Below are 13,508 nucleotides of genomic sequence, written 5' to 3' on the forward strand. Positions count from 1 at the left end.
ACAAACGCGACTACGTCTTCAACGGCACCCTGGCCACAGCAGCCATCGTGATCTGGCTCCGCGACCTCATCAAAGAGCCATCAGACACTGCCTAGCCCTGCGGCCCGCTTCCGGGGGCGGAGCCCCCGGCAAGCGGCCTCAGCGCTGCGTACGGGTGTGGACGTAGTCCACCAGGCGGGTCAGGGCGTCCGGGTCCGTCGTCGGGAGGACACCGTGACCCAGGTTGAAGATGTGGCCCTCCAGGCCGGCGGCGGCGGAGAGGACCTCGTCCGTCTTGGTCCGCACGGCCTCGGGGGTCGAGAAGAGCACCGCCGGGTCCAGGTTGCCCTGGAGCGCCTTGCCGGGGCCGACGCGGCGGACGGCCTCGTCCATCGGGACCCGCCAGTCGACGCCCATGACGTCCGCGCCGGCCTCGCCCATCAGGCCGAGCAGCTCGCCGGTGCCCACGCCGAAGTGGATGCGCGGCACCCCGTACGAGGCGACCGACTCGAAGACCTTCGTGGACGCGGGCATCACCGAGCGGCGGTAGTCCGCCGGGGCCAGCGCGCCGACCCAGGAGTCGAAGAGCTGTACGGCGGAGACGCCCGCCTCGATCTGGACCTTCAGGAAGGCCGAGGTGATCTCCGCGAGGCGGTCCAGCAGCTCGGCCCACAGCTCCGGGTCCCCGTACATGAGGGCCTTGGTGTGCTCGTGGTTCTTGGACGGGCCGCCCTCGACGAGGTAGCTCGCAAGAGTGAAAGGAGCGCCCGCGAAGCCGATCAACGGCGTGCTTCCCAATTCACCCGTGAGCATGCCGATCGCCTCGGTGACGTACGAGACGTCCTCAGGAGTGAGGTCGCGCAGCTGTGCGAGGTCCTCGCGGCGCCGGATCGGCCGGGCGACGACCGGGCCGATGCCCGGCTTGATGTCCAGGTCGACGCCGATGGCCTTCAGCGGGACCACGATGTCGGAGAAGAAGATCGCCGCGTCGACGTTGTGCCGCCGCACGGGCTGCATGGTGATCTCGGTGACCAGGTCGGGCCGCATGCAGGACTCCAGCATGGCCGTGCCCTCGCGCACCTTGCGGTACTCCGGCAGTGAGCGGCCGGCCTGCCGCATGAACCACACGGGCGTGTGCGGGACCGGCTCGCGCCGGCACGCCTTCAGGAAGGCGGAATCGTACGTCTGACTCGGCTGGCCCGTGAATGGGGTCTCCCCAGAGCCGGCGGAGCCTGGCGTGTGGGGAAGGAGGTTGGCGCTCACGACTCAAATCTTCGCACGTATGAAGAAGTGCCCGGCCCGGCGCGGGTGTCCCTGCGCCGTATGGGCTCTCATTCCCCCTAGTCTTCCCGGCATGGCTGCGGCTCAGGGACGATTTTCAGATGGCGCTGACGGTACGGACAGCGCGAAGGAGAGCTCGGTCCCGCTCCCGTTCCGGCGGGCGGTCGACGGCTTGAAGAAGGCGAGGCTCAGGTCCGGGATCGAGATCGACCCGACCAAGCCGCCGCAGAGACTGGCACCGTACGCCTACGCGCTGGAGGCGGCGGTCGTCGACGGCGAGGACGATCTCGCCGACGGCCGCCTCATCCTGCTCCACGACCCCTCGGGGCACGACGCCTGGCAGGGGACCTTCCGGCTGGTGACGCTCGTACGGGCGGAACTGGAGCCGGAAATGGCCGCGGACCCCCTCCTGCCGGAGGTGTGCTGGTCCTGGCTGACGGGTGCGCTCGACGCGCGCGGGCTGACGTACGGGGAGGCGAGCGGGACCGTGACCATGGCGAGCTCGCACTACTTCGGCGGGCTCGCGGAGCGGCGGCCGGCCACACAGATCGAGATCAGAGCCTCCTGGACGCCGCGCGAGGGGGTGGGCGGGGTGCCGGACACCTCGGCGCACCTCGCGGCCTGGTGCGAGCTGCTGTGCCAGATCGCCGGCCTGCCGCCGGTGGGGCCCACGGACACCGCCACGGGCGTGGTGTCCCTGCCACAGCGCCGCGGGCCGCACCACCCGTAGGCGGGCCGCCCCTCGGGGCCGTCCGGCGGTGTCCGGACGTGTCCTGGAACCGGGACCGACCGATCGAGCCCGTAACGGAGTGCCAGAACAGCACATCCATTGCGGGCTTCTGATCATCCATTGATCGATCGTGCGTCCGAATTGCCCGAATTGTTACTCACCAAATCGTGATCATTCCCTAAAGCCGGGCGGGTGACGTGCCGAAGGAGTCAGTGACCATCCGCACGGTTCGTACCGGCTTCCTTCCCCGAGCCGGCCCGTCCCGCCACTCCCCCAGGAGGCCTAGGTGTCCGTTCTTCTCGAGCAGCCCGCAAGCCTGGTCGCCTACCGCCCGAACAAGCCGACGGCCATGGTCGTCGTAGCCGACCCGCGCGTGCGCTCCACCGTGACCCGCCATCTGTGGGCCCTCGGAGTACGTGACGTGATCGAGGCTTCGTCCATCGCGGAGGCACGCCCCCGCGTCGGCAGCCCGCGCGACATCTGCGTGGCCGACGTACACCTGCCCGACGGTTCCGGTCTCACCCTGCTCTCCGAGACCCGCGCCGCCGGTTGGCCGAACGGCCTGGCCCTGTCCGCCGCCGACGACATCGGCGCCGTACGCAACGCCCTCGCGGGCGGAGTGAAGGGCTACGTCGTCACCGGCACGCGGACCAACATCGGGCTCCCCACCCGGCCCGGCGCCGCCCCCATCGGCGCCGCCGCCGCCCGCATGCACCGCCGCCCCCCGGGTGCCCCGAGCCACCCGGGCGGCTACCGAGAGCTCTCCGGCCGCGAGGTCGAGGTCCTGCGCCTCGTCGCGGAGGGCCAGTCCAACAAGGCCATCGGCGTCTCGATGGGCCTGTCCGCCCTGACCGTCAAGTCCCACCTCGCCCGGATCGCCCGCAAGCTGGGCACCGGCGACCGGGCCGGGATGGTCGCCGTCGCACTGCGGACCGGAATCATCCACTGATCCCGCCCGGAGGCCCCGGCGGACCGCCGGGGAACCCCGGGAGACGTCCGCCCATCCCCCTCGCGCCCGTCGCCGGAACGTTCCGGCGACGGGCGCGTCACATCCACGGATACCCTTGACCGGTGACCGACGCCCAAGAGACCGCAGCACACCTGCGCACCACCACCGGGGGCGGCCCCCCGGACGACGAGGTTTCGTCCGATGGGCTGCCGATTCCCTTGCTGGAGCCCCGCGAGGGCATCCCGCCCGTCGTGGCCGACGCGGACGGCCTCGCCCGAGTGGTCGCGGCCTTCGCCGCGGGCACCGGGCCCGTGGCCGTCGACGCCGAACGGGCCTCCGGATACCGCTACGGCCAGCGCGCCTACCTGGTGCAGCTCCGCCGCGAGGGCGCCGGGTCCGCGCTGATCGACCCGGTCGGCTGCCCGGACCTGAGCGCACTGGGCGAGGCCCTGTCCGGCACCGAGTGGATCCTGCACGCCGCGACCCAGGACCTGCCGTGCCTGCGTGAAATAGGCATGACCCCCACCTCCCTGTTCGACACGGAGCTGGCGGGCCGGCTCGCCGGCTTCCCCCGGGTCGGACTGGGCGCGATGGTCGAGAACGTGCTCGGTTACGTGCTGGAGAAGGGCCACTCCGCCGTCGACTGGTCCACCCGCCCGCTTCCGGAGCCGTGGCTGCGCTACGCCGCCCTGGACGTGGAACTGCTGGTGGACCTGCGGGACGCGCTGGAGAAGGAGCTTGACCGGCAGGGCAAGCTGGAGTGGGCCCACCAGGAGTTCGACGCCATCGCCTCCGCCCCGCCCGCCCCGCCCCGCAAGGACCCGTGGCGCCGTACGTCCGGCATGCACAAGGTGCGCCGCCGCCGGCAGATGGCCGTCGTGCGCGAGCTGTGGGAGTCCCGCGACCGGATCGCACAGCGACGTGACGTGTCACCCGGCAAGGTGCTGGGTGACACGGCGATCATCGAGGCGGCCCTGGGCCTCCCCGCGACCGCCCAGGAACTGTCGGCCCTGCCCGGCTACGGGCAGCGGATGGGACGGCGTCAGCTGGAGCAGTGGATGGCCGCCGTGGACCGGGCCAAGGCCCTGTCCGAGCATGAGCTGCCGCAGCCGGGAGCGACCCCGGCCGGTCCCCCGCCGCCGCGCTCCTGGGCGGACAAGGACCCGGCCGCGGCAGCCCGGCTGTCGGCCGCCCGCACGGCCGTCTCGGCTCTCGCGGAGGCACTGAACCTGCCCCAGGAGAACCTGATCGCCCCGGACACGGTGCGCCGCCTCTGCTGGGAGCCGCCGCAGCGGCTCGAAGCCGATGCCGTCGCCGCCGCCCTCGCGGGCTACGGCGCCCGCCCCTGGCAGGTCGAGCAGGTCACCGCGGCCCTGGTCGAGGCCCTCGCCACGCCCGCCCCGGCGCCCCAGGCGCCTCCGACCGACTGACCGCCCGTACGCCCGCACGCCCCACAGAGCCCCCGGCCGCCGGCCGGGGGCTCTGTCGTCCGCGATGTCCGACCGCCGGTGCCCGCACCGGCGGCGGTGCGGGCCGGAGTGTGACCTTCGCCGCTCCTCCCGGTGGGGGTGTCCACATGAGTTACTCGCAAGTAGCATGGGCCGGGTGAGCGCGCGCTCAGCAGTACCGTCGAGCGCGCCCCCGCGCAGCAGTGCACCCCCGCACCTGGAGGAGAGCCAACGTGCCTCGTACCGTCAGGGACGTCGTCTTCGTCGACGGCGTCCGCACCCCGTTCGGCAAGGCGGGCCCGAAGGGCATCTACCACGAGACCCGCGCCGACGACCTCGTCGTGAAGGCGATCCGGGAGCTGCTGCGCCGCAACCCGGACCTGGACCCCGCGAAGATCGACGAGGTCGCCATCGCCGCGACCACGCAGATCGGCGACCAGGGCCTGACGCTGGGCCGTACGGCCGGCATTCTCGCGGGCCTCCCGCAGTCCGTCCCGGGCTACTCGATCGACCGCATGTGCGCCGGCGCGCTGACCGCCGTGACCGCCGTCGCGGGCAGCGTGGCCTTCGGTGCGTACGACGTCGCCCTCGCCGGCGGTGTCGAGCACATGGGCCGCCACCCCATGGGCGAGGGCGTGGACCCGAACCCGCGCTTCGTCTCCGAGAAGCTGGTCGACGAGTCCGCCCTCTTCATGGGCATGACCGCCGAGAACCTGCACGACCGCTACCCGGCGATCACCAAGCTCCGCGCCGACGAGTACGCCGTGCGCTCGCAGGAGAAGGCCGCCAAGGCGTACGCCGACGGCAAGATCCAGCAGGACCTGGTGCCGATCTCGGTGCGCAACACCAACGAGGCGGCCGGTGAGACGGGCTGGGGCCTGGTCACCGCCGACGAGCCGATGCGCCCGGGCACCACGCTGGAGAACCTGGCCGGCCTGAAGACCCCGTTCCGTACGCACGGCCGCGTCACCGCGGGCAACGCCGCCGGTCTCAACGACGGTGCCACCGCCGCGATCATCGCGTCCGAGGACTTCGCCCGCGAGAACAACCTCCCGGTCAAGATGCGCCTGGTCTCGTACTCCTTCGCGGGTGTCGAGCCGGAGGTCATGGGCTACGGCCCGATCCCGGCCACCGAGAAGGCCCTGGCCCAGGCCGGTCTGACGATCGGTGACATCGGTCTCTTCGAGATCAACGAGGCCTTCGCGGTGCAGGTGCTGGCCTTCCTGGAGCACTACGGCATCGCCGACGACGACGCGCGCGTGAACCAGTACGGCGGCGCCATCGCCTACGGCCACCCGCTCGCCTCCTCCGGCATCCGCCTGATGACGCAGCTGGCCCGCCAGTTCGAGGAGCAGCCGCACGTCCGCTACGGCCTGAACACCATGTGCGTCGGCTTCGGCATGGGCGCGACGGTCATCTGGGAGAACCCGCACTTCGACGGAGGCAACAAGTGAGCACCACCACTGAGCTCCTGAAGGGCGCGGCCGAGCTGTTCCCGGACGAGGTCGTCACGTCCGCGCACGTCCGTCACCTGGACCTGCCGTTCGGCGCCGGGCGCTTCGCGCTCATCACGCTGGACAACGGCTTCGACCACACCAAGCCGACCACCTTCGGCCCGCAGTCCCTCGCCAACCTGAACGCGGCGATCGACCAGGTCGAGCAGGAGGCCCTCGCGGGCTCCGTCGTCGGCGTGGGCATCACCGGCAAGCCGTTCATCTTCGCGGTCGGCGCCGACCTCAAGGGCGTCGAGCTGCTGAAGGCGCACGACGAGGCGCTGGCCATCGGCAAGGGCGGCCACGACGTCTTCAAGCGGCTCTCAAGCCTCGCGGTCCCGACCTTCGCCTACTACAACGGCGCGGCGATGGGCGGCGGGGTCGAGGTCGGCCTGCACTGCTCGTACCGCACCGTCTCGAAGGCCATCCCGGCCTTCTCGCTGCCCGAGGTCTTCCTCGGCCTGGTTCCCGGCTGGGGCGGCTGCGCCCTCCTGCCGAACCTGATCGGCGCGGACCGCGCGGTCTCGGTGATCATCGAGAACTCGCTGAACCAGAACCGCCAGCTCCAGGGCAAGCAGGTCTTCGAGCTGGGCATCGCCGACGCCCTGTTCGAAGGCGCGGACTTCCTGGAGCAGTCGCTGCTCTGGACCGCCCGCGTGCTGAACGGCGAGACCGAGGTCGTACGGGCCGACATCGACCGCGGCAAGGCCTGGGACGCGGCCGTCGCCCGCGGCCGCTCCATCGCGGACTCCAAGGTGCACGGCGCCGCTCCGGCCGCCTACCGCGCGCTGGACATCATCGCCGCGGCCAAGGACGGCGACCTCCAGGCCGGCTTCGACGCCGAGGACACGGCCCTGGCCGACCTCATCATGGGCGGCGAGCTGCGCTCCGGGATCTACGCCTTCAACCTGGTCCAGAAGCGCGCCAAGCGCCCGGCCGGCGCCCCGGACAAGTCCCTGGCCCGTCCGGTCACCAAGGTCGGCGTCGTCGGCGCGGGCCTGATGGCCTCGCAGCTGGCGCTGCTCTTCCTGCGCCGCCTGGAGGTGCCGGTGGTGCTCACCGACATCGACCAGGAGCGCGTGGACAAGGGTGTGGGCTACGTCCACGCCGAGATCCAGAAGCTGCTCGGCAAGGGCCGCATCAACCAGGACAAGGCCAACCGCCTGACCGCCCTGGTGACCGGTGTCCTGGACAAGGCCGAGGGCTTCGCGGACGCGGACTTCATCATCGAGGCCGTGTTCGAGGAGATGTCGGTCAAGCAGAAGGTGTTCGCGGAGGTCGAGGCGGTCGCCCCGGCGCACGCGATCCTCGCCACCAACACCTCCTCGCTGTCGGTCTCCGAGATGGCCTCCAAGCTCCAGCACCCGGAGCGCGTGGTCGGCTTCCACTTCTTCAACCCGGTCGCGATCCTCCCGCTGCTGGAGATCGTCCGCGGTGAGCAGACCGACGACGCCTCGCTGGCCACGGCCTTCGGTGTCGCCAAGAAGCTGAAGAAGACCGCGGTCCTCACCAAGGACGCCCCGGCGTTCGTCGTGAACCGCATCCTGACCCGCTTCATGGGCGAGATCCAGAACGTCATCGACGAGGGCACCCCGGTGGCCACCGCCGAGAAGGCCATCGAGCCGCTCGGCCTGCCGATGTCCCCGCTGGTCCTCCTGGAGCTCGTCGGCCCGGCGATCGGTCTGCACGTCTCCGAGACCCTGAACCGCGCCTTCCCGGAGCGCTTCACCGTCTCCCCCAACCTGAAGCGGGTCGTCGAGGCCGGCAAGCGCGGCTTCTACGTCTACGATTCCGGCAAGCCGGAGCTGGACCCCGAGGTCGCCGCCCTCCTGGTGCAGGGCGATGTCGTCCTGACCGAGGAGCAGGTCCGCGACCGCGTCCTGGACGCGGTGGCGCAGGAGATCGGCCTGATGCTGGAGGAGGGTGTCGTGGCCGAGGCCCAGGACATCGACCTCTGCCTCATCACCGGTGCCGGCTGGCCCTTCCACCTGGGCGGCGTCACGCCGTACCTGGACCGTGAGGGTGTCTCGGAGCGGGTGAACGGCAAGAGGTTCCTCGCCCCGGGCGTGGCTTCCGTCCCGGCGTAACACCTCGCTCGTAGCGCAACGGCCCGTCCGCACCTGGTGCGGACGGGCCGTTGCCGTATCCGGAGGTCTTGCCCCGGAGGTCTTGCCGGGGGTCGTACCCCGGGTCATCTGCGGCCGAGGCGGCCGTTCTTGACCAGGCGCTGGGCGGCGGGCGATGCGGGGTTGATGCTCAGCGCCTTCCGGGCGGCCTGGCGGCGCAGGTCGTCGCCGGGCTTGCCCAGTTTCGCGGCGGTCTCCGCGATCCGCAGCCAGACCAGGGCGCGGCCGCTGTCCGCGGAGATCTCGACGGCCCGCTTCAGGCGGCGCCTGGCCTGGTCGGTCTCCTTGCGGCGGATGTGCGCCTGGGCCATGCCGACGAGCAGGTCGAGGTTCTCGTGCTCGGCGAGCAGCCGGGCGCCGACCTCCAGGACGCCCCGGTCGTCCTTGGCCTCGACGAGCGAGGCGAAGCCGCTGAGCGTGATGTCGGTGAACGACGCGTCGTCGGGCTCGCTGCGGTCCCTGGCACCCCGGAAGGTCCAGCCCTTGCCCTTGCGCCACTTCCAGGTGCGCGGCCCGGGCAGGTCGAGGCGGGTACGGGTGCGCTCGTTGAAGTGCATGCCCAGCTCGGGGCGGCCCTCCCACTGGTCGACGGCGGCGGCGACGTACTCCTCGGCGACCGGCCGCAGGAAGGCGTACCGCTTGGGCTGCATGCAGTAGCCGACGGCCGTGATGTACGGGGTGACCTCGCCGCGGATGTACTCCACGTCCAGCACCCGGTCGGCCGGGGAGCCGGTCGGCACCTCCAGGTCCGGGAGCAGGGCGTGGGTGAGGGTGGCGGGGATGCGGTTGCTGTTGGCGTACGGCCGCATCCGCCGGATGACCTCCAGCGCGCCGATCTGCGCGACCGGGATCCCGTACAGCGCCCGGGCGGTGAACAGGCCGGTGGAGAAGCAGCCGATCACCTGGCGGGGGCGCAGGTACTCGAAGACCGTCTCGGCGAGGACCGGCACGTCCAGGAGGACGAAGGGGACCCCCGCTTCACGGGCCGCGAGGCCGAGGGCGTCGGCGAGGCTGGAGGGGGCGCTCGGGTGGGGTTTGAAGACGACCGAGGTGAAGCCGAGCCGCAGCGCGTTCTGGAACATGCGCAGGTGCAGGTCCTCCTCTTCCTCCTCGGTGAGGATGCCGAGGGGGGAGAGGTACTGGCCGAGCAGGACGGCGGTCTGCGGGCCGCGCGCGGCCAGCTGGGGCGGTATCACTCGCTCGAGGATCGGGCGGCACTCCTGGGTGACCTCGGCCATCAGCCCCAGGACGGCGCCGGTGTGCACGGGCTGCGAGGGGATCCCGTACTCGGTGAGGAGCATGGGCAGCAGGGTGGGGACCAGGTCCAGGTAGAGGACCTGGGTGATCCGGCCGTGGATGCCGCGGGGCAGGTCGTTGCGCGTGGGGCCGTAGCTCATGACTCCGTCGGCGTAGACGGCCAGGGTGGCGTCCGAGAAGATCTTGCAGAGGGTCTGGGCGGGTTTGACCTGGATCGACTCGACGACGAGTTCCAGCGGGCCGGGGCGGATGCCCATCTTCTCCGCCATGACGGTGCGCCAGAGCGGGGCGTCCTCGTCGCGCGGGGCCCAGAGCGCGGGATGGAAGGGGTAGACGAGGTCGTTCCAGTAGACGACGCGGTGGAAGCGCCGCAGGACGGCTGCGGCTCCCGGCATGTGGTGCAGCGGGGTCGCGACTTCGGGGATGTCGACGTTGTTGCACACGAGCAGGACGCGCTCGCGGTCGTCCTGGCCGAGCTGGCCGGCGTCGATGGCGGCGGCCACCGTCATGGCGCCGTAGAGGGTGGAGGCGGCGAATATCCGGGTCATCGGGCGGCGGCGCCCAGGTGCTGGGACATGAGTGCTCTGAGCTTGTTCACGCGTCCGGAGTCCATTCCTGCAAGCGTTCCCTCCAGGATGTCCTGGGGGAGGTCCCGGAGGATCTGCCCGCTCCGTTCCAGCAGCAGGCCCCGGGTGAGTTCCTCGTACGACTCGGCGCGGTCCATGTGAATGACGATGAGCGCGCACAGAGTTCGCATCGCCTTGAACGAGAGTTCATATCCGCGGGGATGCCGCGCGAGCTCGTCGAAAATCAGGCGGAAGGCCGGGAGGAAGTCCAGCTGCCGCTCGTCCGGCGCCTTGGTCAGCGAAGTGGAGACGTCACGGCGGTAGAAGATGCCGTGGAGGTCGACGACGCCGAAGGAGCGGGTCCGCAGGTGCAGCTTGTAGAACCAGGGGCGGTCCTCGGCGGTGCGCAGCTTCTCGTCGAAGAACAGCGCACCGGCTTCGAGGAGCCGCTCCCGGTCGTAGATGCCGGCCCAGGACTGCGGGTAGTCCATGAAGGTCGAGGCGTCCACCGGGCCGATGTAGTCCGTGGGGTTCAGCGGAAGGGCCCTGGGAGCGAGCGGCGCCATGACGATCTTGCGCTTTCTTCCGTACACCCGGACATGACCGGTACGCAGGAAGTCGACGCCCGACTGGCTCATCCAGCCGACCAGTTGGGCGAGATATCCCGGGGCATACCAGTCGTCCCCGTCGAGGAAGGTGAAGAAACGTCCGCGCGCCGCCGAGAGTCCGATGTTCCGGGTGGCCGAGATACCCGTGTTCTGCTGATTACTGATCAGTACGGCACCGGGAATCCGCGGCACCATCTCGCGCAGAATCTCTGACGTTCCGTCAGTCGACCCGTCGTCCACGACGATGAACTCGAAATCCTCCCGCGCATTCAGCGCCAAGGACTTGAGTGCCGTCCGACAGTAGTCACGGACGTCACACATCGCGACGATTACCGAAAGGGTCACCACCGGAAACACTCACCTTCTCCCCATTCCCGACACATCCCCCGAGAGGTAGCCGAGGGCCGCCCGCGCAGCACTCCAGCCTACGTTCAAGTAACACGTCGGCCATCATGACAGAACCGCCCGGAGGCCCTGAACGATCAACGAGGTGTGACGTACAACTCCCCTGGGCCGTCGAGGCCTATGCGTGACACGTAAGGTTCAGATCAGCATGTAGGGTCGAGCGGACTGCGCGGCGATCCCGCCCGAGCCCGCGCCCAGCTGCGCGTACGCCGACGACAGTTGGGCTTGACCGACCGACCCGGGAATCACCAGTGCGCATCCACGTGCTCGCAGACTCCGACACCCGCTGGAAATGGGGTGCGGGGCTGGCGGTGGGCTTGGCACCGGGCAGCGAGGTGCACGCCCACATGCTCCGCGGTCGCAGCACGCCGACCGCACGCCAACTGGCGGAGGTTGGCATCTCCCCCGCCTCGATCACCGAGGCCACGCTCGCCGAGTTCGCGGCGGCGCCCGAACTCGACGAAGCGGATCTGATCATTCTGGGCACGGTCGGCGGTGCGACCCATGCGGCCCTGCACGCACTGGCCCACCGGTTCCGCGGCGCGGTACGCCGGCCCGTCCTCATGACCGGATACGTCGGAGTCGTCTACGAAAAAATGGCCGACGGACTTCTGCTGCGCGCGGGCGCCGATATCGTCCTGGCCAACAGCCCTTTCGACCGGCGCCGGTTCACCGAAATCTACGAACCCCTCGGAATTCCCGCGTCCTGCATCGTCCAGACCGCACTGCCCTTTCTCGACCAGCGGCCTTACGACCCGAACCGCACCCATGCCGAGCACCCTTATACGGTCTGCTTCGCCGTCCAGCCCTCGGTACCCGCCGACCGCAGCGGCCGGGTTTACCTGCTGCGCCGCGCCATCGCCCACGCACGACTGCGCCCGGGGCGCGACGTACTCGTCAAACTCCGCAGCAAACCCGGTGAAGCGACCACCCATGTGGAAGCGCACCACTACCAAGTCCTGGCCGAACAACTGGAAGAACCGCTGCCGCCCAACCTGCATTTCGTGTACGGCAACATGTCACAGACCCTCGACCGAACGGACCTGCTGGTGACGGTCAGTTCCACGGCCGCGCTCGAATCGATGCACCGGGGTATGCCGACCGCCATCCTGAGTGATCTCGGAGTGCGGGAAATCCATGGAAACCATTACTTCGCCGGTTCCGGATGCGTCACCGACTGGTCTGCCATAGACGAGGGCGCCGCCCCGCTCGCGCACGAATCCTGGACAGTCGACCAGGGAATCCGAGCCGTCGATCCGTACGGGGAAATGCGCGACCGCATCCTCGAATTGCGCGGCCGCCGGCTGCCGCCCGTCACGCCCTACTACACGGCCGAGAGCGCGCCCGAGTACGTCGGCACGCTGCTGCGCCGCCGGGGCCTGAACCCGGACGGATCCCCGGGCGCGGGCGCCACCGCGCGACGCGCCTCCGGGCCGATGCGGCGCACCTCCCGCCGCGTGCTGAAGGTCGCCTACCAGTTCGGCGTCCAGCGCGTGGCCCCGAAGATCCAGCAGTGGGGCGGCGTATGACCGCACCAGTAGCGTCCACCACCTCAGGGGAGAGCCTTGTGAACGTCACCGCCGTCATACCCGCCCGGGGCGGCTCCAAGGGCATCCCCGGAAAGAACGTCGCCGAGGTCGGCGGGCTCTCCCTGGTCGCCCGGGCCGTCCGGGCCTGCCGGGGCGCCGCGCGGGTGACGCGGGTCGTGGTGTCGACGGACGACGAGGCGATCGCGCGCGAGGCCCGCGCGGCCGGCGCCGAGGTGGTCGAGCGGCCCGCGGAACTGGGCTCCGACCAGGCCTCCAGCGAATCCGCGCTGCTGCACGCGCTGGACCGCCTGGAGGAACGCCACGCGGAGCCGGTGGACGTCCTGGTCTTCGTCCAGTGCACCAGCCCCTTCATCACGTCCCAGGAGGTCGACGACTGCGTCCTCGCCGTCGTCCGGGACGGCGCCGACTCCTCCTTCACCGCCGTGCCCTTCCACGGATTCCTGTGGAGTACGCGGCCCGGCACCGCCGCCGCGGGGGGCCACCGCGCGACCGGCGTCAACCACGACAGCGCCGTCCGCCTGCGGCGCCAGGACCGCACGCCCGAGTACCTGGAGTCTGGGGCCGTCTACGCGATGCGCGCCGACGGCTTCCGGCGGCACGGCCACCGCTTCTTCGGCCGGACCCAGCTCGTCCCCACGGCCCCCGAGCGGGCCGTCGAGATCGACGAGCCCGGCGACCTCGACCGGGCCCGGGCCCTGGCCGCCCTCCTGGACGCTCCGGTCCTGCCGCGCGTCCCCCAGCAGACCCCGGCGACCCCGTCGCCAGAACCCTCGCAGTCCATCGGAAAGGAACTCTCAACAGTGGTGCACAGCAGCCGTATCCGCCGGATCGGGAACAGGGAGGTCGGCACGGGCCGCCCCACCTATGTGATCGGTGAGATCGGGATCAACCACAACGGTGAGCTCGCCAACGCCCTCGCGCTCATCGACGCGGCCGCCGACGCCGGCTGCGACGCCGTCAAGTTCCAGAAGCGCACGCCCGAGATATGCACCCCCCGCGACCAGTGGGACATCGAGCGCGACACCCCCTGGGGCCGGATGACCTACATCGACTACCGCCACCGCGTCGAGTTCGGCGAGGCCGAGTACCTCGCCATCGACGCGCACTGCGACAAGC

Annotated in this window: 10 protein-coding genes; 7 read left to right on the plus strand and 3 right to left on the minus strand. The window is 70.6% G+C overall.

Annotated features, from left to right (window positions below; translation table 11 throughout):
- Positions 1-138 precede the first annotated feature (138 nt).
- The gene (gene hemE, locus ACWDYJ_RS34020; protein WP_451569481.1) at positions 139-1,146 is read right to left on the minus strand and encodes a uroporphyrinogen decarboxylase; all 1,008 of its coding nucleotides are present in this window, start codon (positions 1,144-1,146) and stop codon (positions 139-141) included.
- Positions 1,147-1,333: 187 nt separating this feature from the next.
- Between hemE and ACWDYJ_RS34025 the strand changes: the two genes are divergently transcribed.
- The 5 genes from ACWDYJ_RS34025 (at position 1,334) to ACWDYJ_RS34045 (ending at position 7,967) form a co-directional block, all read left to right on the plus strand.
- On the plus strand, positions 1,334-1,990 hold the full coding sequence (locus ACWDYJ_RS34025) for a DUF3000 domain-containing protein (RefSeq protein WP_451569473.1): 657 nt from the start codon (positions 1,334-1,336) through the stop codon (positions 1,988-1,990).
- Positions 1,991-2,276: 286 nt separating this feature from the next.
- A complete protein-coding gene (locus ACWDYJ_RS34030; RefSeq protein ID WP_007267191.1) occupies positions 2,277-2,939 on the plus strand; it encodes a helix-turn-helix transcriptional regulator in 663 nt (220 codons plus the stop codon).
- A gap of 122 nt (positions 2,940-3,061) precedes the next feature.
- A complete protein-coding gene (locus ACWDYJ_RS34035; RefSeq protein WP_451569474.1) occupies positions 3,062-4,369 on the plus strand; it encodes an HRDC domain-containing protein in 1,308 nt (435 codons plus the stop codon).
- A gap of 251 nt (positions 4,370-4,620) precedes the next feature.
- Positions 4,621-5,841 carry a thiolase family protein gene (locus ACWDYJ_RS34040; protein ID WP_451569475.1) on the plus strand — a complete coding sequence of 407 codons (1,221 nt, stop codon included), beginning with the start codon at positions 4,621-4,623 and terminating at the stop codon, positions 5,839-5,841.
- Positions 5,838-7,967 (plus strand): 3-hydroxyacyl-CoA dehydrogenase NAD-binding domain-containing protein, encoded by a 2,130-nt coding sequence (locus ACWDYJ_RS34045; protein WP_451569476.1) that lies wholly within the window; start codon positions 5,838-5,840, stop codon positions 7,965-7,967. Before ACWDYJ_RS34040 ends, ACWDYJ_RS34045 begins: the two co-directional genes overlap by 4 nt.
- Positions 7,968-8,071: 104 nt before the next feature.
- On the opposite strand, the gene ACWDYJ_RS34050 is transcribed toward ACWDYJ_RS34045, so the two are convergent.
- Both ACWDYJ_RS34050 and ACWDYJ_RS34055 read right to left on the minus strand, forming a co-directional pair.
- Positions 8,072-9,811, minus strand: coding sequence for a polysialyltransferase family glycosyltransferase (locus ACWDYJ_RS34050; protein WP_451569477.1), 1,740 nt, complete (start codon positions 9,809-9,811; stop codon positions 8,072-8,074).
- Positions 9,808-10,794, minus strand: coding sequence for a glycosyltransferase family 2 protein (locus ACWDYJ_RS34055; protein ID WP_451569478.1), 987 nt, complete (start codon positions 10,792-10,794; stop codon positions 9,808-9,810). The genes ACWDYJ_RS34050 and ACWDYJ_RS34055 overlap by 4 nt, the downstream gene beginning before the upstream one ends.
- A gap of 299 nt (positions 10,795-11,093) precedes the next feature.
- Between ACWDYJ_RS34055 and ACWDYJ_RS34060 the strand changes: the two genes are divergently transcribed.
- Positions 11,094-12,371 carry a DUF6716 putative glycosyltransferase gene (locus ACWDYJ_RS34060; RefSeq protein ID WP_451569479.1) on the plus strand — a complete coding sequence of 426 codons (1,278 nt, stop codon included), beginning with the start codon at positions 11,094-11,096 and terminating at the stop codon, positions 12,369-12,371.
- Between the two features lie 38 nt (positions 12,372-12,409).
- On the plus strand, positions 12,410-13,508 hold a 1,099-nt coding region (locus ACWDYJ_RS34065), incomplete at its 3' end, for a cytidylyltransferase domain-containing protein (RefSeq protein ID WP_451569480.1).

This window comes from Streptomyces sp. NPDC003042 (assembly GCF_053591315.1).

What these genes read in the sequence shown, in the direction of transcription:
- ACWDYJ_RS34025 (WP_451569473.1), top strand. Translation starts at nt 1,334, where the DNA reads ATGGCTGCGGCTCAGGGACGATTTTCAGATGGCGCTGACGGTACGGAC.
- ACWDYJ_RS34050 (WP_451569477.1), bottom strand. Translation starts at nt 9,811, where the DNA reads ATGACCCGGATATTCGCCGCCTCCACCCTCTACGGCGCCATGACGGTG.